This is a genomic window from Saccharopolyspora kobensis (assembly GCF_900108315.1).
GTDB lineage: Bacteria > Actinomycetota > Actinomycetes > Mycobacteriales > Pseudonocardiaceae > Saccharopolyspora > Saccharopolyspora kobensis.
Genome location: NZ_FNVB01000016.1, coordinates 44,375 through 63,536 on the forward strand (window position 1 = coordinate 44,375; position 19,162 = coordinate 63,536).

Here is a 19,162-nt window from a genome sequence, read left to right on the forward strand (position 1 = left end):
CGATCAGGAGGAATCGCCCGAGCCCCGGAGCTGCGCCTCGATCCCGTCGAGAACAGTGGTCAGGCCGAGCTCGAACGACTCGTCGAAGTCGTCGGTGCCGACGAGGTCGGCCTGCTCTGCCAGGACTGGGTAGTCTTCTCGCCGCTGTCCGAGGTACTGCTGGGCTTGGGCGCGGAGTTCGGCCTCGCGGGCCGGGTCCCGGTGCACCCCGGTCCAGAAGTTCTCCATCGCCACGTAACCCTGCACGTAGTAGGTCAGCGCACCGATGACCGCGGTGAGCCGGGCTCCCGCCAACCCGACCGAGGCCAACACCGCGTAGAACCGCTCGGCCAGCGCGAGCGAGTTCGGCCCGAGCAGCGGGCGGGTGGACATCAGGGCCGGCAACCACGGATGGCGCTTCATGACCTCCCGGCCGCGATGGAGCTGCTGAGCGAGCGCCTCTCGCCAGGGGACGTCGTCGATCCCGTCGAGCTCGACACCGGCGAACGCCTCGTCCACGGCGAGGTCGAGCACGTCTTCCTTGCTGCTCACGTACTCGTAGAGCGACATCGCGCTGACGTCCAGCCGCGCGGCGAGGCGCCGCATGGACAGGCCCGATGCCCCTTCAGCATCCAGCACCGCGACCGCGGCACGAGCGATGCGCTCCTTCGACAGGCGGGGTTTGCGGGGGCGCTGCTCGGCGAACCAGATCGCCGGCGGCCGTTCCTCGCCCATGAGCCCTCCTCCCTTACAGCGTACGGAAAACCGTACAGCTAGCTTCGGCCGCAACCGACCGAGGATCACGAGGAGGACGCTCGATGACGCCGGACGAATGGGTGCACCGGTACGCGCTGCTGGCGCTGCGCATCGACAAGCTGGTCGCGGGGAGCGCGACGGGCACCGTGGTCATCTACAGCGGGCCACCGGAGTGGCGGGCCCGGGTGGACGGCGAGGAACCGGCAGCAGCCGGGCGGCTGGCCGAGGACGCCGAGGCGCTGCTCGACAGCTTGCCGTTCCCGCCCGAGCGCGCCCGCTACCTCGCCGCCCAGGTGCGGGCGGTGCGTGCGGTCGCCCGGCGGCTGAACGGCGAGCGGCTGCCGCTGGCCGCCTACGCGGACGAATGCTTGGGCGTGGCAGCGGAAGTGCTGCCGACGGAGGTGTTCGAGGAGGCGCACGAGGTGCTCGACCGCGCGCTGCCGAAGGGCACCGCGACCTTGCCGGAGCGGCTCCAGTCCTGGCGGGAGGCCCACTCGCTGCCGCCGGACCAGGTGGACCGGCTACCAGCCCTCGTGGACCGCGCCATCGCCGAAACCCGGCGGCGCACCAGCACGATCGTTCCGCTGCCCGCCGGTGAGGTGACGAAGTGCGAGCTGGTCTCCGGCGTGCACTTCCGGGCCGCCGGGGCCTACGAGGGCGAGCTGCGCTCGACGATCCACCTCAACACCGACCTGCCGTTCAACCTGGCCGATCTGCTGTACGTCGTCGCGCACGAGGGCCACCCCGGGCACATCGCCGAGTCGATGCTCAAGGACCTCCGACTGGCCGGCGAACTCGGCTATCAGGACCAGCGCGTCCGGTTCATGATCTCACCGGCGTTCGTGATCAGCGAGGGGCTCGGGCTGCACGCCCAGGACATCGCCTTCCCGAGCGGCCAGGCCCAGTCCTGGCTCCACGAGAACGTCCTCGCCGAACGCGGGATCGATCCGGACGGCAGCGATTTCGCGGCGATCCACCGCGCGCAGAACATGCTGTTCGGCGCGTGGGGCAATGCCGCGCTCCTCGCCGAACGCGGGATCGATCCGGACGGCAGCGATTTCGCGGCGATCCACCGCGCGCAGAACATGCTGTTCGGCGCGTGGGGCAATGCCGCGCTCCTCGCCGACGAAGGCCGGCCGGACGCCGAGATCAGCGCCTACCTCACCAGGTGGGCGCTGATCCCCGAGGCCGAGACCGGCGCGGTCCTGGGCACGCTCCGCGCCGGTGGCATGTCCACGTACGTGCTCGGCTACTTCCACGGCTGGCGGCTGCTCGACCGGTGGCTGGCCGCACCGGATCGCGATGCGCGGGTGCGCCGGCTGCTCACCGAGCAGCTGCTACCCGCCGATCTGGAGGTCGCGGGCTGATCCGCCGATGAGGCGGTGCCAGGCGGCGGCGCGCCAGTCGTCGCCGTCGTCGAGGAACATCCGGTTGCCCGCGCTGTCCCAGTGGGCCAGGGCCCAGCCGTTGCCGGTGCGGTTCTCGTGCCAGCCGACCAGCGGCCAGTAGGCGAAGTCGGTGTCGTTGTCGACCAGGAAGTCCACGAAGTTCTCGAACCAGGCCCGCGCCTTCGGGTCCTGCTCCTCGCGGCCGCCGACGCCGAACTCGCTGATCCACAGCGGCGCGGTGTAGGGCTTGCCGTCCTCGGTGACGAAGAACGCCTGCCGCTGCAGCACTTCTCGCAGCTCGTCGGGGCTCAGGTCCTGGTAGCGCGGGTCGCTGGTCTCCCCCACTCCCGTCGCGCCGGAGTGGTTCGGGCCGGTGTAGCCGTAGAAGTGCGCGGAGTACACCAGCTTCCCGGGCTCGGCCAGGGTGTGCGAGAGGGTTCGCACCGGTTCCAGCGTCGGCCGGCCGTGCGGGAAGCCGTCGACCGGGAGGCCGACCCAGTTGATGCCCTCGATGATGATCAGCAGGTTCGGGTTGGCCTCGGTGAGGATCCGGTTCCCGGCGCGCTGCGATGCGGCGAACCAGTCGTGCTCGTCGCCGAGCCCCCAGTTCGGGTCGTCGAAGACGTCGCGGCGGACCTCGTTGTAGAGGTCGGCGCCGACCACGCGCGGGTTGTCCCGGTAGCGGCCGGCCATGAACAGCCAGTCCTCCTCCCACTCCTGGTCGCTCTGGCTGCTGTTCCAGCGCTCGTTGCCGTCGATCCCGCAGCACCAGCGGGTGGTGTTGGTGTGGTTGTTCAGGATGACCGCGAAACCGCGCTCGGTGAGCGCGGCGACCGCTGCGTCGTAGATCTGCAGCCGGCTCTTGCCGCGCAGCTGCGGGTTGGCGGCCACCGCCCGGTCCGGCACCACCGCCTCGTCGCGGATCATGTCGTTGGCGAAGGGAAGCCGGATGCTGTTGAGGCCGAGTTCGGCGAAGCTGTCGAGGATCTCCTCCACCGGCGCGCGGTCCAGGCCCAGCGGGATGCCGCTGCTGTTCTCGCCCGCGTGGTGGTTGGCCGGGTCGTCGACGTCGCCGCTGCCGTCGTAGGTCCCGCTGGCGCCGTGCCAGTTCCCCGATTTCAGCTTGAAGCGGGCCCCGTCGGCGTCGACGATGTGGCGGCCCTCGGTGTGCAGCGGTGCCGTCCACGCCGCGACCGGCTCCGGGCCGGGTGGCAGTGGTTGCACGAGCGTTGCCGCGAGGAGGGTGGTGAGCACCCCGGCGATCATGCGCGCTCCCTGGGTTCGGACGAATCGCGGATCGGCGGCGGACGTTCATCCTCGCAAAGATCGCCGGGCCGGAAATATCTGGTAATTCACCACTTTTGCCGCCGTTCACCCGGAACGACCAGCGGTTCGGCGGCGCTCCCGCGTCGCTGGAACCGCGCGGAGGCCGAACCGAACATTGGTTCAGACCTTGCCAACCGAGGTTGTGATCCATAGCATCCGATTGCTCAGCGCAAAACGGGAATTGCAGACAGTGCAACGGAGACTGCTCATGCGCGCCTGGAAAGCCATCACCATCACCGCCATCGGCGCGTTGCTCGCCGCCTGCGGACCACCGCAGGTGCAGCAGAACGCACCGGCCGAGGACGAACGCACCGGAACCCTGCGGGTCTGGCTGTTCGACGAGGCGAGCCGCGAACCCAAGCAGACCACTGTGGACGAAGCGGTGGCCCGCTTCGAGGCGGAGCACCAGGGCGTCGAGGTCGACGTGCAGTACATCCCCGTGGACACCCGCTCGCAGCGGTTCACCGGCGCGTTCAACGACCCGGCCAGCGCGCCGGACGTCGCCGAGTACGGCAACACCGACGTGGCGGGCTACGTCGCCGCCGGCGGCCTGCTCGACCTGACCGAGCAGATCGACGAGTGGCCGGAGGGCGCCGACCTCAACGAATCGGTGCTGGACACCGCGAAGGTCGACGACAGGGTCTACGGCGTGCCGTGGTACACCGGCATCCGGGCGCTGTACTACCGCACCGACGTCTTCGCCGAGCTCGGGCTGCAGCCGCCGCGCACCACCGCCGAGCTGGTGGACACCGCGCAGCGCATCCGCGAGGCCCGCCCCGACCTCTACGGCATCTCCGTCGGCGGCAAGTACCACTACGCGCTGATGCCGTTCATCTGGGCGGCCGGTGGCGACCTGGCCCGCCGCGAGGGCGACAAGTGGGTGTCCACTGTGAACGAACGCGCCGCGCGCGAGGGCGTGGCCACCTACGCCTCGCTGATCAGCGGTGGCGCGTGCCCGCGCGAGCAGTGCGCGGACATGACCGGCAGCCAGGCCGTGCAGGCCTTCGCCTCCGGCAAGGCGGCGATGACCATCGGCGGCGACTTCAACCGCGCCGCGGTGGAAGCCGGTGCCGCCGCGGGCAAGTACGCCGTGGTCCCGCTGCCCGGCCCGACGGCCGGATCGATCGCCCCGCCCTTCGCCGGCGGGAACATGCTCGGCGTGCTCAAGTCCTCCAAGCGCGCCACGCTGGCCAAGGAGTTCGTGCAGCTGCTGGCGGGCAAGGAGTACCAGCGCAAGATGTACATCGCGATGGGCAACCTGCCGACGTTCTCCGACGTGCAGCAGGAACTCGCGGCGGGCGACCCCGCGGTGGCCCCGTTCGTGCAGTCCCTGCAGGCCGGCACCCGGTTCGTGCCCACCGCGGAGGGCTGGTCGAAGATCGACGCGCAGGGCGTGCTGCCCACGATGGTCCAGCAGGTGGTCAACGGCCAGAGCGTCGAGCAGGCGACCGATGCCGCGGCGGCCCAGATGAACGACGTCTTCGAAGGACGCTGATGGCCGCACTGCTCTACCTGGCACCGGCCGGGCTGCTGCTCGTCGTGATGATGGGCTACCCGCTCTACCAGCTGGTGCAGATCTCGCTCTACGAGTACGGACAGGCGCAGGCCTCCGGCGGCGCCGCGCTGGAATTCCTCGGCGCGGGCAACTACCTGGAGCTGCTGGGCGATCCGAAGTTCTGGACGATCCTGGTGCAGACCTGCCTGTTCGCCGCGGTGTGCGTGGTGGGCAGCCTGGCGGTCGGCATCGGGCTGGCGGTGCTGGCCACCAGGATCAGCCGGGTGCCGCGGCTGCTGCTGTTCCTGGCCGCGATCGGCGCCTGGGCCACCCCGGCGATGGCCGGCTCGACGGTCTGGCTGTTCCTGTTCGACCAGGACTTCGGCCTGGTCAACGAGGTGCTCACCGGTATCGGCATCGACGGCGCGGCCGGGTTCTCCTGGACCTACGACAAGTTCATCGCCTTCGGCCTGGTGGCCGCCGAGGTGATCTGGTGCTCGTTCCCGTTCGTGCTGGTCACCACCTACGCCGGGCTCAGCGGCATTCCCGGCGAGGTGGTGGAGGCCGCGTCGCTGGACGGCGCGTCGGCTTGGCGGACCGCGCGCAGCGTGCTGCTGCCGATGCTCAAGCCGGTGCTGGTGATCGCCACCATCCAGTCGATCATCTGGGACTTCAAGATCTTCACCCAGATCTACGTGATGACCAACGGCGGCGGGGTCGCCGGGCAGAACATGGTGCTCAACGTCTACGCCTACCAGGAGGCCTTCGCCGGCTCGAACTACGGGATGGGCTCGGCGATCGGCGTGGTGATGACCGTGCTGCTCATGCTGATCACGCTGGCCTACCTGCGGGCGCAGCGGAAGGACGGGGCGGTCGTATGAGTGGATCGCGCAAGCGCTTGCCGCGCCGGATCGCCGACGGCGTGGCGGTGCTGATCGCCGCCGTGGTGGCGTTCCCGCTGTACTGGATGGTGCTCTCGGCGTTCAAGCCGGAGGGCGAGCTGCTGTCGTCGGACCCGCGTCCGTGGACGTGGGCGCCGACCCTGGACGGGTTCCGCCGCGTGTTCACAGTGGACGGTCTCGGCGGCTACTTCGCGAACAGCCTGCTGGTGGCGGCCGCGGTGGTGCTGCTGTCGCTGCTGATGTCGTTCCTGGCGGCGGTGGCGCTGACCCGCTTCCGGTTCCGGGGCCGCACCGTCCTGCTGCTGATGATCCTGGTGGCGCAGATGGTCCCGGTGGAGGCGCTGACCATCCCGCTGTTCTTCCTGATGCGCGAGGTCGGCGGCGTGGCCCCGGCGTTCGGCCTCAACCACCTGGGCTCGCTGGTGCTGGTGCACCTGGCGTTCAGCCTGCCGCTGGCGATCTGGATGCTGCGCGGGTTCGTGGCCGCGGTTCCCGACGAGCTGGAAGAGGCCGCCACGCTCGACGGCGCCAGCCGCGCCCGGTTCGTCTGGCAGGTGCTCTTCCCGCTGGTGGCACCGGGCCTGGTGGCCACCAGCGTGCTGTCGTTCATCCACGCCTGGAACGACTTCCTGTTCGCCAAGACGTTCATCATCTCGGCGACGGAGAACCAGACGCTGCCGATGGCGATCCTGGTGTTCTTCAAACCCGAGGGCAACGATTGGGGTGCCATCATGGCGGGTTCGACGCTGATGACGATTCCGGTGCTCATCTTCTTCGTGCTGGTGCAGCGCAAGCTGGTCTCCGGCCTGGCCGGGGCGGTGAAGGGATGAGCGGCCCGGTGCCGACCCCCTGCACAACCGCACCCCGGGGGACCGTGACGCAAACCAGCCACAAGAAACCCCGAAACAACCCCACACGCAACCACCGCTGTGAATCGCGGAGAGGCGGAACAGCATGACTTGGGACTCGCTGCTGCCGCGCCCGGTGCTGGTCCGGCCCGCGGCCGGAGTGCTGGAGCTGGACCACAACACCACGGTCGGCGGGGAACCCACCACCGCCGACTGGTTCCGCCGCCACGTCGGGGCGGCGACCGGGCTGCAGCTGGCCGACGACGCGCGGCCGACGATCGAATTCCGCGTCGACGCGAGCGAATCGGTGCCGGGCGGCTACCGCGTGCAGGTCCGGCCGGACGGCGTCGAGGTCGTCGCGCACGACACCGCGGGCGCGCACCACGCGGCGCAGACGCTGCGGCAGCTGCTGGACCCGTCGGCGTACCGGTCGGCGCTGATCCACTACCGGCGGTTCGTGCTGCCGTGCGGGGAGGTCGAGGACCGGCCGCGCTTCTCCTGGCGCGGCTGCCACCTCGACGTCGCCCGCCACTTCCTGCCCAAGCGGGAGGTGCTGCGCTTCATCGAGCTGCTGGCGGTGCACAAGCTCAACGTGCTGCACCTGCACCTCACCGACGACCAGGGCTGGCGGTTCGAGGTGCCGCGCTACCCGGAGCTCACCCGGGTCGGCGCCTGGCGGCACCGGTCGATGGTCGGGCGCGGCCCGGAACCGGAGTTCGACTCCCGCCCGCACGGCGGCTTCTACACCTCCGACGACCTGCGCGAGATCGTCGCCCACGCGGCCCGCCACCACATCACCGTGGTGCCGGAGATCGACGTGCCCGGCCACAGCACCGCCGCCATCGCCGCCTACCCGGAGCTGGGCAACGGCGTGCGCCCCGAGGTCTGGCAGTCCTGGGGCATCAGCACCGACCTGCTCAACACCGACCCGGCGACCACGGACTTCTACCGCGCCGTGCTGGACCACCTGATGGAGGTGTTCCCGTCGCCGGTGATCTGCATCGGCGGCGACGAGGTCCCCGGCATCACCCCGGAGCACGGCGTGTTCCTGCGCGATCTCATCGAGCACGTGCACGCGCGAGGCCGCCGCGCCTCGGGCTGGGACGAGCTGCTGGAGGCGGTGGACCCGCTGCCCGCGGGCACCATCATCGCGGCGTGGCGGGACGAGGAGGCAGCGGTGCGCGCCGCCGAACGCGGCCACGACGTCGTGCTGTGCCCGGAGAGCCACTTCTACTTCGACCACCGCCAGTCCGACCACCCCGACGAACCGATCCCGGTGGGCTTCCTGACCACGCTGGAGAAGGTCTACGGCTACCAGCCGCGACCGGACGTCCTCGGCGTCCAGGCGCAGGTGTGGACCGAGCACCTGGACACCCCGCGCCGCGTGGACTACGCGGCGTTCCCCCGCCTGTCGGCCTTCGCCGAGGTGGCCTGGAGCCAGGAGACCGACCTCGCCGACTTCCAGCGCAGGCTGGTCGACCACCACCTGCCCCGCCTGGACGCCTACGGCGTCGAGTACCGCCCGCTCGGCGGCCCCCACCCCTGGCAGACCCGCCCCGGCGTACCCGGCAGGCCCCGCTGAGGGCACGATCCCCCGAAACCAGTGCCCCCCGTCACACCGCGGCGGTACGGTCGTTGGTGATCACGTGACACTGGGGGTGTTCATTGACGGAAGCGACCACGGGCCAAGGGATTCCGGTCGCGCAGCTGCCCAATCGCCTGGGGCGGCGGTGGGTCCGGCGGAGCCGGCTGGAGAAGATCCCGGACCAGCCGGTGGTCCACCTGCTGCGCGAGAACGACCCGGGCAGGCTGGTCGACCAGCTCTCCGGTCACCTCGGTTCGGTGGTGCCGCACGTCGTGCTCGACGTCGGCGGCACCCCGGCCGAGACCCAGCGCGGCAAGTCCGTGCAGATCCGCAAGCTGCTGGACCGCGCGGCGCTCGGGCTGCGCGATGCCGATTCGTGGCCGCGGATCGGCAAGCTGCGCTTCCGCCGCTACGCCCTGCTGAGCTGGCTGCTCAAGAAGAACATGCAGCCGACGAACCTCTCCCGCGCACCGCACTCGGACACCCGGCACCTGCTGCGCGAGTACCTCAGCAGCAGACGGCCGTCGCGCACCCAGCAGGAGGAGCAGCTGGAGACCCAGGGCTGGGAGCTGGCCGCGCAGAACCTGCCCTGGTACCTGTACCTGCTGTCGCTGGTCTTCTTCCCCGTCTACTACGGCTGGTGGGTGCGCAAGGGGCGCGTCGCCCGCTGGTTCATGCGGCAGCGCTACCTCTCGCCCGGTGAATCGGCCGACTTCCCCAGCTTCGCCCAGCGCCTGATCACCACGCCGTCGCGCTGGGAGAACGCCGAACAGGTCCGCAAACTGCTCGTGCACGCCTTCCTCGCCGACCTCGCCGATTCCTACAGCAGGCGGTTGCGCTGGAAGTGGGTGCCCAAGGACTGCTACCCGGTGCTGCTGCTGCGAAACCTGCGCGACGACAGCGTCGGCAAGATGCTGGTCCGGCTGATCAACGACGTCCGCAACGAAACCGGTGTCCCGGACCCGCTGCTGGTGATCGGCAGCGGCTCGGAACCGCTCGACGACAGCGACACGCCGAGCGCCCCGGTCACGCTGGAGACCTGGCACGAAACGCTGCAGGAAGCACGCCGCAAGCGCTCCAACACCGCCTGGTACGTGACTCTCCGGGTGACGGACGAGCCACCCGCCACCGACGACGATCCCGGTGTTTCGCTGGGGCAGACGAGCCTGCCGCTGAAGCGCTCGAAACTGCTGCGCCACGTCCCCATCGCGCTGGGCGTGCTGCTGCTCCTCGGTGGTGGTGCCGCGTACTACCAGCAGTACCAGCACCACTGCGGGCGCAGCGTCTGGCCGTGGACCAACACCGACCTGTGGATGGCCGACGCCGAGTGCGTCGGGATCGCCGACGCCGACTACCGCTTCTCCAGCGGTGTCCGGGACGACAACCTGCGCGACCGGCTCGACAAGGCCCAGGAATCGATCAACGCGCAGAACGAGGAGGCGGCGAAGAAGACCGGCCTGCCGCACATCACGATCATCTACTTCAGCACCCTCACCGGGGTGGACGCCGACTCCACGACGCTGGACGGCGTCGCGGCAGAGCTGGAGGGGCTGGCGAAGGCGCAGGAGTACTCCCGGCGCAACAACCAGGCCGCGATCCGGATCGTGATCGCCAACGGCGGCGCCCGGATGGGGCACGCCGACGAGGTGGCCGCGCACATCGTGGAGTACGCCGCGCAATCGGTGCCGGAGAACCCCGGCGACGAACGGGCGCTGGCCGACAACCCGCCGGTCGTGTCGGTCGTCGGGCTCGGCGGCAGCTGGGAGGGGACCAAGAGGGCGATCAGAACGCTCGGCGGCAACGGGCTGAGCATGGTCGCGACGGTGCCCTCCGCCGACGAGCTCCCGCACCTGAGCAGGCTCTACTACCAGGTGGGGCCGACGAACAGCTGGCAGGCCGAGATCGTCGCCCAGCACATCCGCAACCAGGGAGTCGACCAGGTCACCGTCTACTCGCCGGACAAGGACCTCTACAGCGAGAACCTGGCCCAGGTCATCGAGAACCAGCCGGGGATCGAGGCGAAGCGGTCGGACACCGTCTCCGCCGAGAACCTGCACTGCTCGCCCGATTCGCTGGTGTTCTTCGCCGGACGGGCGGACAAGTTCGGCGACTTCCGCACCACGGTGCAGGAAACGTGCACGGCCCCCGGCAGCATGCCGCGCATCATGGCCGGTGACGACACGACGAAGTACCTGTTCGACAACGACCTGCCGGCCGGATTCGCGCTGGACTACATCGATTTCACCGGTCACCGGGTGCAGGGCGGCGCCGAGGGCGTGGTGGGGCGCGGAATGCTCGCCTACGACGCGGTGGGCCTGGTCCGGCAAGCGGTGAAGAAGACCCTCGAAGGCCAGGAGCCGAGCGGAACGCAGCTCAACGGCCAGGCCGTCTGGTACGGCATCGTTCAGCTCAGCCAGAACCCGGGCGGCATCGGCGCGATCAGCGGTCGCCTCGACTACCGCTCCCCGACCGGGCAGCTCCAGCAGGTCCCGAACCGCAAGGCGATCTCGGTGATGCGCGTGGTCGGCACCGCACCAGGCGACCCGGCGCGCAAGAGCAACGCCCAGGTCCTGATGTACTGCGGGGATCCCAGGGAGCAGATCGGGCAGTGCCCGCCGTAGTCCGCTGGATTCCCGGGCTCAGCCCTGCTTCTCCTCGACGTGGGCCTTGAGGCGCTGCAGGGTGGCTTCGATCGAGCGGAGGTTCTGCCCGGGCAGTCCGGTGCGGGCGACCAGCTTCGGCAGCATCGCCGCGTAGTCGAAGGTCTCGGTGACCCTGGTCGCGGAATCGCCCTGCGGCTCCAGCTCGTAGCGCCAGCGGGCGGGCAGCATGTGCCGCCAGGCGATCAGCCGGTTCTCCTCGTACTCCACCACGGTGTTGGTGATCCGGTAGCCGATGCCCCGGCGCATCCGCATGCCGAACTTCGACCCGAGCACCAACCGCTCCGGCCCGCTGATCTCCCCCTGCACGGTGCCGGAACCGTCGATGACCGAATGCTTCCGCGGATCGGCCAGCACCGCGAACACCACCTCGGCCGGAGCGTTCACGACCGTGCTGCTGGACACCGAGAACTCGTTCTGCGCCATGCCACCGAACCTAGTGACCGCCGATAACGAATCGGGCACGGCCGCGATCCTTCACTCACCCCGCCGCCAGAGCTGGAGACGTCCGGTGTCCGCGTCGAACGTGGTCCACGAACCGCGTCCGTCCGGGAGCGGCAACTCCTCGATCGCCCCGCGCGGATAGGTCACGAAGCTCACCAGTTCCAGGGTGTCGGCGGTGAACAGCCCGGTCCGGCCGGCGAATTCCTTCGCCATGACCCGGTCTCCATCGAGGTAGCCGCCGGGCAGGTCGAACCCCTCGCCGCCGGGAAAGACCTCATCACCCGCTCGCACAGCTTCCGCCGACCAGTCGTCGATATTCCGGACGGTGAGTTCGTCGGCCTCGATCGGCGTGGTCAGGCAGCGGTCGCCACGCGGGTGGACATCGGCGAGAACTCCGTGCGGCGACTCGTGAACGACCACGTCGGCACCCCCGTCGCGCCAGCGGCCCCAGCCGATCCAACCGCCGTACTCCCCGTTGAGGTCCACTGCGATGTGCTCTCCGCCCGGGTGCCGGACGGAGGCGGAACCGACGGACCCGCAACCCAACGGCACGCGGGCCAGAACTCCCCCGGTCGCCGCATCCAGCACCCACCACTCGTCCCCGTCGTCGGTGTCCGCGGGTACCACGGCCCAGAGTCGGTCGCCGTCAGCGCTGAACGCGCAAGAACCGGAACCCGGCGGCGTCCAGCTCGGGTGCGCCACCTCCCACCGGATCTCTCCCGCGGAACCGACCAGCGAGATGCGGTCCGCACCGCAAACGGCGACCTGCTGGAGATCCGGGTGCACGGCGGACGGGCCGCCCCGGGGCAGTTCGAAACCGGCGCGCACCCCGAGCGTTCCGGTGTCGAGCACCACCAGTTCCGAAGCCGGTGTTCGCACGCACCAGCCGCCACCGGGCAACCGGCTCACCTCAGACCCGGATGGGACTTCGCGCTCCGCGATCATCTTCGCCCGCACTCGCACACCCTATTCAACGCTCGCAGGCGAAACCCGGAGAACAGCCGGAATCCGCGGCATGCGCCACCCGCTCCGGCAGGTGGTCCGGGAGCGGACCACCGCTCGGCGTGGCCCGTCCGCGGGTCGCCTCAGCGCCGCTGCAGCTCCGCGATCAGCAGGCACGAGTCGTTCCCGACCAGGTTGGCCCCGTTGGTCACGTAGGCCCGATTGCCTCGAACCACGACGGCGGTGGTCCCCTGCATGCCGTCCTCGGCGTCCAGCAGGGTTTCCTGGGCGCCGTCCGAGCCCACCCGCACGAGCTTGCTGGTCTGGTTGATCGCGGCGAGGATCTCGGTGCCCCAGCCGGTGAAGTCGAAGTCGTCGATGCCCTCCAGCCCTCTGGCCCGGACCTCGGCGCGGCCAGCACCGCCGCCCTCGGTCACTGGGAAGCGGACGATGGTGCCGTGGTCGGAGTTGCTCGCCCACACGGCGCCGTCGTGGACCTTCAGGCCGTTGGCGCCGAAGAAGCCACCGGGCGCCAGGCTCGGATCCGCCGACCACACGGAGGCCTCGCCACCGCGCAGCGGGGCCTGCCAGATGCGCCCGCCGGTGGAGTCGGTGACCAGGAAGCGATCCCGCTCGCCGTCGATGACCAGTGCGTTCGGCATGGTGTCGGCGGGCAGTGGCACGACCAGCCGGGGCTCACCGGAGCGACGGATCTGCCAGATCCCGGTCAGCCCGCCCTGCCCGGCGGAGTAGAGGAAGTGCACGGCGCCGCTGTCCGACCGGGCGACCCCGGTCACCACGGGGTCCCCGACGACCGGGGTGGTGCCACCGCCGCCCGGAGGCAACGGCATGGTGACGAGGACCTGGACGGCCCCGTCCCGCGCGACCCGCACCACCTGGCGGGCGGGGATCATGCCGATGACCGCGCCGCCGCCGGGCTCCAGGGCGATGCTCTCGGCGGCCTGGCCCGCGGCCCGGTCGAAGTGAGCGAGGACGCGCACGTCCCCCAGGTGAGTGGCGGCAGCGCGGTCGGGCTGGGTAGGCACGTCTTCCTTTCGGTCGTGCGGGATGGGAGAGGATCCGGGCACTACGGGATGCCCGGCGGCCCGCGCCGGGCTGCGTGCCGGTGGTGCCGGGCTAGTCCGGGAGGTTCCGGTCCGTCCGCGCTTCGCTGCGCGGGTCGGTCCGCGACAGGGCGAAGCGTTCCTGACCGAGCACGGCCAGCAGCTCCAGCTGCGAGACCGCGGCGCTGCCCGGCGCGGGTGAGTAGACGACCAGGCGTTGGTCCTGCCGGGCCGTCGCCAGGACGTCGAAGTCCAGCTCGATGAGTCCGACCGCGGGGTGCAGGATGCGCTTGCGGTCGCTGCGGCGGATCGCGACGTCGTGCCGGCCCCAGAGCTCGGCGAACTCCGCGCGCAACGCCCCGACCAGCTTGCGCGCCATGGGATCAGCCGGGCGGACGGCGAGGGTCGCACGCAGGTCGTCCACCTGTGCGCGGCTCTCGTGCTCGTGGTCCTCGGCGGGATGGCGCCCGCGCAGCTCCGGATCGGTGAACCACCGGTAGGTGCAGCTGCGCGCGAGGCCGTGGAAATGGGCCTGCTCCCCCAACAGCGCATCCGCCATCGGGTTCTGGGCGAGCACGACGTTCAGGTCGGAGGCGATCAGGGCGGGCAGGCCCGGCAACCCGTCCAGCAGCCGGAGGAGGCCGCGGCTGACGTGCTCGTCACCACCGATGCGAGGTGGAGCGTGGTGACCGGCGAGGCGGAAGAGGTGGTCGCGTTCGTCGATCGTCAACCGCAGCGCGCGGGCCAACGCGGTGAGCATCGTGACCGACGGTTGCGGTCCGCGTCCCTGCTCGAGCCTGGCGTAGTAGTCCGGCGACATGCCTGCGAGCTGGGCGACCTCGAAGCGCCGAAGTCCCGGTGTCCGACGCCGTCCCCCGGCCGGAACACCGACGTTCTCCGGTTGGAGCAGCGCACGTCGGCGCCGGAGGAAGTCCGCGAGTTCGTTCCGTTCCACGCTCTCAGGATGAGACTCGCGCGGCGGGACGACCAGGACTCGTCGATACCACCTTCATCGGAGCAGCTCGCTCCCCCGCGGTGCACGAGAGCAACTCGCCGAATCCGGCCAGTTCACACCTTCGCCCAGCCGATCCGGGTTCCGGCACCGATTCACCGGTGCGGAAACGAAACCGCGGGCGGGCGCTCCCGAGGAGCACCCGCCCGCGGCTCGGTGCGAGATCAGCCGGCCGAGGTCTTCTCCGGCTCGGTCGCCTTGGGCTCCCAGCACTCCACGCCGGTCAGCTCCGGCAGGCGGTCCCGGGTGAAGACCGGGTCCAGGCCCTGCTTGCGCTGCTCGTTGTAGTCCTTGAGGAGCTTGAACGCGATCGCGCTCAGCGGGGCGATCGCCGCCAGGTTCACCAGCGCCATCAGGCCCATCGTGGTGTCGGCCAGGTTCCACACCAGGTCCGAGGAACCGATCGCGCCCAGGAACGTCACCACCAGCACGACCCAGCGGTAGCCGGTCATCACCGCGCGGTTCTGGGTCAGGAAGCCGACGTTGGACTCGCCGTAGAAGTAGTTGCCCAGCACCGAGGTGAACGCGACCAGCAGGATGATCAGCGTCAGCAGGTGCAGCGACCAGTTGCCCAGGTTGAACTGCAGCGCTTCCTGGGTCATCGTCGGGCCGCGGTTCTCGCCGTAGGTCGGGTTGGACAGCAGCACGATGAACGCCGTGGTCGAGCACACCAGCAGGGTGTCGACGTAGACGCCGAGGGTCTGCACCAGGCCCTGCTTGACCGGGTGGCTCACCGAGGCGGTGGCACCGGCGTTCGGGGCCGAGCCGAGACCGGCCTCGTTGGAGAACATGCCGCGTCGCACGCCCTGCACGATCGCCGCGCCCACACCGCCGGCCGCCATCTCCTCGAAACCGAAGGCGTTGGCGAAGATCTGGCCGAACACGGTCGGCAGCGCGTCGATGTTGAGCACCACGATGACCAGGCCCAGGATCATGTACAGGCCCGCCATGAACGGCACCAGCAGCTGCGCGACGTGCGCGATGCGGCGCACCCCGCCGAAGATGACCGCCGCGGTCACCGCCACCAGGGCCAGGCCCAGCACCGGCTCCAGCCAGCCCGCCCCGGTCACGCCGGTGGCCTCCACCGAGGTCATGATCGCGCCGACGATGGTGTTGCTCTGCACCGCGTTGAACACGAAGCCGAAGGTCACCGTGATGACCACCGCGAAGAGCACGCCCATCCACTTGGCGCGCAGACCGTGCAGCATGTAGTAGGCCGGACCGCCGCGGAAACCGGACTTGTCGCGGACCTTGTACAGCTGGGCCAGGGTGGACTCCACGAAGCTGGCCGCACCGACGACCAGACCCATGATCCACATCCAGAACACCGCGCCGGGCCCGCCAAGAGCGATCGCGGTGGCCACGCCGGCGATGTTGCCGGTGCCGATCCGGGCCGCCGCGGAGATCGCGAACGCCTGGAACGACGAGATCGCCTTCTTGCCGTCCTCCGCGGTCTCGGCCTTGCCGACCATCGCGCGGACCATCTCCGGGATCATCCGGATCTGCACCGCACCGGAGCGGAACGTGAAGTACAGGCTGAGCACGGCCAGCACTGGGATGATCAGGTAGAGCCAGAACGTGTCGTTCAGCGCGACGATCGCGTCGTTGAGCGCTTCCACGTAGAACCTTTCCGCAGGGGTGGTGCGGAGCATCGGCGTTCCCGCCCGCCAAAGATCACCGCTCGTTTCGGTCGGCACAGTCTGTCCGATGGTGGGGCGCAGCGCCCTGTGCCGTGGCGGAAAGGTTACAAAACGGGGCCCGCGCCGAGCGGCGCAGGGCCCCGTTTTCGCAGATCAGCCTTCTGCCAGCACCGGCGCGAGGAATCGGCCGGTGTGACTTTCGTCGATGGCCGCCAGGTCCTCCGGAGTGCCCTCGGCCACCAGCGTGCCACCGCCGCTGCCGCCTTCCGGCCCCATGTCCAGCACCCAGTCCGCGGTCTTGATCACGTCCAGGTTGTGCTCGATCACGATCACCGTGTTGCCCTTGTCCACCAGGCCGTTGACCACGCCGATCAGCTTGCGGATGTCCTCGAAGTGCAGGCCGGTGGTCGGCTCGTCGAGGATGTAGACCGTCTTGCCGGTGGAGCGCTTCTGCAGCTCGCTGGCCAGCTTCACGCGCTGCGCCTCACCACCGGACAGCGTCGGCGCCGGCTGCCCCAGCCGCACGTAGCCCAGCCCGACGTCCACCAGCGTCTTGAGGTGCCGGTGGATGGCCGTGATCGGCTCGAAGAACGCCGCGGCCTCCTCGATCGGCATGTCCAGGACCTCGGCGATCGTCTTGCCCTTGTAGTGCACCTCCAGGGTCTCCCGGTTGTACCGGGCGCCCTTGCACACCTCGCACGGGACGTAGACGTCGGGCAGGAAGTTCATCTCGATCTTCAAGGTGCCGTCGCCCGCGCAGGACTCGCAGCGGCCGCCCTTGATGTTGAAGGAGAAGCGGCCCGGCTGGTAGCCGCGCACCTTCGCCTCGGTGGTCGCCGCGAACAGCTTGCGGATGTGGTCGAACACACCGGTGTAGGTGGCCGGGTTCGACCGCGGGGTGCGGCCGATCGGCGACTGGTCGACCTGGACCAGCTTGTCCACGTGCTCCAGGCCCTTGACCCGGGTGTGCCGCCCCGGCACCTGGCGGGCGCCGTTGAGCTTGTTCGCCAGCACCGAGGCGAGGATGTCGTTGACCAGCGTGGACTTGCCCGACCCGGACACGCCGGTGACCGCGGTCAGGCAGCCCAGCGGGAACGACACGTCGATCTTGCGCAGGTTGTGCTCGCGCGCGCCGACCACGGTCAGCTGGCGCTTGCGGTCGGGGACGCGGCGCAGCTCCGGCACCGGGATCTGCTTGCGCCGGGCCAGGTAGGCGCCGGTCAGCGAGTTCTTGTTCTCCAGCAGCTTCTTGTAGGTGCCGCTGTGCACCACCTGACCACCGTGCTCGCCCGCGCCGGGGCCGATGTCGACCACCCAGTCCGCGCTGCGCACGGTGTCCTCGTCGTGCTCCACGACGATCAGCGTGTTGCCCAGGTCGCGCAGCCGGCTCAGCGTCTCCAGCAGCCGGTGGTTGTCGCGCTGGTGCAGGCCGATCGACGGCTCGTCGAGCACGTAGAGCACGCCCACCAGGCCCGAACCGATCTGGGTCGCCAGCCGGATGCGCTGCGCCTCACCGCCGGAGAGCGTGCCGGCCGCGCGGTCCAGCGACAGGTAGTCCAGGCCCACGTCGAGCAGGAAGCCCAGCCGCGCCTGCACCTCCTTGAGCACCGCACCGGCGATCATCTGCTCGCGCGGCCCGAGCACCAGGCCGTTGAGGAAGTCCGAGCACTCCTGCACGCTCAGCGCGCTGACCTCGGCGATGGACAGCTCACCCGCGTCCGCGCCCGCCATGGTCACGGCCAGGATCTCGGGCTTGAGGCGGGTGCCGTCGCAGGCCGGGCACGGCACGTCCCGCATGTAGCCCTCGTACTTCTCGCGGGCGAAGTCGGACTCGGTCTGCTCCAGCCGCCGCTCCAGGAACGGGATGACGCCCTCGTAGTTGGCGTAGTAGGAACGGGTGCGCCCGTAGCGGTTCTTGTAGCGGACGTGCACCTGGTCGTTGCTGCCGTGCAGCACGGCCTTCTTGACCTTGGTGGACAGCTGCCGCCACGGGGTGTCCATCCGGAACCCGATGGACTCCGACAGCGAGGTCAGCAGCCGGGTGAAGTACTCGGCGGTGTGCCCGCCCGCCCACGGGGCGATCGCACCGTCGGCCAGCGACAGGTCCTCGTCGGGCACCACCAGCTCCGGGTCGACCTCCTTGCGGATGCCCAGCCCCGCGCACTCCGGGCACGCGCCGTAGGGCGAGTTGAAGGAGAAGGAGCGCGGCTCCAGCTCGTCGACGCCCAGCGGGTGGCCGTTCGGGCAGGCCAGGTTCTCGGAGAACTTGCGCTCCCGGCCCGGGTCGTCCTCGTCGAGGTCGATGAACTCGATCAGCACCAGCCCGTCGGCCAGCCGCAGCGCGGTCTCCACCGAGTCGGTCAGCCGCTGCTTGGCGCCCGCCTTCACGGTGAGCCGGTCCACGACCACCGCGATGTCGTGCTTCTCCTGCTTCTTCAGCTTCGGCGGCGCGTCCAGCGGGTGCACCACGCCGTCGATGCGGGCGCGGGCGTAGCCCTGCGACTGCAGCTGCTCGAACAGGTCGACGTACTCGCCCTTGCGGCCGCGCACCACCGGCGCCAGCACCTGGAACTTGGCCCGGTCGGGCATCTCCAGCACCTGGTCGACGATCTGCTGCGGGGTCTGCTTGCTGATCGCCTCCCCGCAGGTCGGGCAGTGCGGTTTGCCGGCCCGCGCGTACAGCAGGCGCAGGTAGTCGTAGACCTCGGTGATGGTGCCCACGGTGGACCGCGGGTTGCGGCTGGTGGACTTCTGGTCGATCGACACCGCCGGGGACAGGCCTTCGATGAAGTCCACGTCGGGCTTGTCCATCTGGCCGAGGAACTGCCGGGCGTAGGCGGACAGCGACTCCACGTAGCGGCGCTGCCCCTCGGCGAAGATGGTGTCGAAGGCCAGGCTCGACTTGCCGGAGCCGGACAGCCCGGTGAACACGATAAGGCTGTCCCGGGGCAGATCGAGGTCGATCCCGCGCAGGTTGTGCTCACGGGCGCCGCGGACGACGAGGCGGTCAGCCACAGTGATCCCTTCGAAAGTACTTGCGTTGAGGTCGACGCGCGCCGCTGCGGACCGGGCGCGAGAACCCGGTCTTCGTCAGGTCGCGACGTCGCGTCGCCCATGCTAT

14 protein-coding genes are annotated in these 19,162 nt (G+C 70.0%); 6 read left to right on the top strand and 8 right to left on the bottom strand.

Features of this window, described 5'->3' with window-relative positions; translation table 11 throughout:
• Positions 1-3: 3 nt before the first annotated feature.
• A complete protein-coding gene (locus C4T78_RS34255; protein ID WP_093358754.1) occupies positions 4-714 on the bottom strand; it encodes a TetR/AcrR family transcriptional regulator in 711 nt (236 codons plus the stop codon).
• Positions 715-797: 83 nt separating this feature from the next.
• Here C4T78_RS34255 and C4T78_RS34260 point away from each other — a divergent pair, with 83 nt between their 5' ends.
• Positions 798-2,102, top strand: coding sequence for a hypothetical protein (locus tag C4T78_RS34260; RefSeq protein ID WP_093358752.1), 1,305 nt, complete (start codon positions 798-800; stop codon positions 2,100-2,102).
• On the opposite strand, the gene C4T78_RS34265 is transcribed toward C4T78_RS34260, so the two are convergent.
• Entirely contained in the window at positions 2,073-3,389 is a 1,317-nt protein-coding gene (locus C4T78_RS34265; RefSeq protein WP_093358750.1) for a glycoside hydrolase family 5 protein, read from the bottom strand. The two genes, C4T78_RS34260 and C4T78_RS34265, sit on opposite strands and share 30 nt — an antisense overlap.
• Before the next feature lie 268 nt (positions 3,390-3,657).
• On the opposite strand from C4T78_RS34265, the gene C4T78_RS34270 reads away from it, so the two are divergent.
• From C4T78_RS34270 to C4T78_RS34290, 5 genes are all read left to right on the top strand, one after another.
• Positions 3,658-4,944 (top strand): extracellular solute-binding protein, encoded by a 1,287-nt coding sequence (locus C4T78_RS34270; RefSeq protein ID WP_093358748.1) that lies wholly within the window; start codon positions 3,658-3,660, stop codon positions 4,942-4,944.
• On the top strand, positions 4,944-5,825 hold the full coding sequence (locus tag C4T78_RS34275) for a carbohydrate ABC transporter permease (protein ID WP_093159825.1): 882 nt from the start codon (positions 4,944-4,946) through the stop codon (positions 5,823-5,825). Before C4T78_RS34270 ends, C4T78_RS34275 begins: the two co-directional genes overlap by 1 nt.
• On the top strand, positions 5,822-6,676 hold the full coding sequence (locus C4T78_RS34280) for a carbohydrate ABC transporter permease (RefSeq protein WP_093358746.1): 855 nt from the start codon (positions 5,822-5,824) through the stop codon (positions 6,674-6,676). The genes C4T78_RS34275 and C4T78_RS34280 overlap by 4 nt, the downstream gene beginning before the upstream one ends.
• A gap of 124 nt (positions 6,677-6,800) precedes the next feature.
• Positions 6,801-8,276, top strand: a complete 1,476-nt coding sequence (locus C4T78_RS34285) for a beta-N-acetylhexosaminidase (RefSeq protein WP_093358744.1) — start codon at positions 6,801-6,803, stop codon at positions 8,274-8,276.
• 83 nt (positions 8,277-8,359) lie between these two features.
• Positions 8,360-10,900 (top strand): type 1 periplasmic-binding domain-containing protein, encoded by a 2,541-nt coding sequence (locus tag C4T78_RS34290; protein WP_093358742.1) that lies wholly within the window; start codon positions 8,360-8,362, stop codon positions 10,898-10,900.
• An 18-nt stretch (positions 10,901-10,918) separates the two neighbouring features.
• Here the strand turns inward: C4T78_RS34290 and C4T78_RS34295 are convergent, their stop codons facing one another.
• The 6 genes from C4T78_RS34295 to uvrA all read right to left on the bottom strand — a co-directional run bounded on the left by C4T78_RS34295 (position 10,919) and on the right by uvrA (position 19,056).
• Complete coding sequence (locus C4T78_RS34295; RefSeq protein WP_093358740.1) at positions 10,919-11,365, bottom strand: SRPBCC family protein; 447 nt, start codon at positions 11,363-11,365, stop codon at positions 10,919-10,921.
• A gap of 51 nt (positions 11,366-11,416) precedes the next feature.
• Positions 11,417-12,340 carry a YncE family protein gene (locus C4T78_RS34300; RefSeq protein WP_143186078.1) on the bottom strand — a complete coding sequence of 308 codons (924 nt, stop codon included), beginning with the start codon at positions 12,338-12,340 and terminating at the stop codon, positions 11,417-11,419.
• 128 nt (positions 12,341-12,468) lie between these two features.
• Positions 12,469-13,326, bottom strand: a complete 858-nt coding sequence (locus tag C4T78_RS34305) for an SMP-30/gluconolactonase/LRE family protein (RefSeq protein ID WP_093358736.1) — start codon at positions 13,324-13,326, stop codon at positions 12,469-12,471.
• Between the two features lie 136 nt (positions 13,327-13,462).
• A complete protein-coding gene (locus C4T78_RS34310; protein WP_093358734.1) occupies positions 13,463-14,344 on the bottom strand; it encodes a helix-turn-helix transcriptional regulator in 882 nt (293 codons plus the stop codon).
• 221 nt (positions 14,345-14,565) lie between these two features.
• Entirely contained in the window at positions 14,566-16,053 is a 1,488-nt protein-coding gene (locus tag C4T78_RS34315; protein WP_235863907.1) for an alanine/glycine:cation symporter family protein, read from the bottom strand.
• Positions 16,054-16,194: 141 nt separating this feature from the next.
• A complete protein-coding gene (uvrA, locus tag C4T78_RS34320) occupies positions 16,195-19,056 on the bottom strand; it encodes an excinuclease ABC subunit UvrA (protein ID WP_093358732.1) in 2,862 nt (953 codons plus the stop codon).
• Positions 19,057-19,162 lie beyond the last annotated feature (106 nt).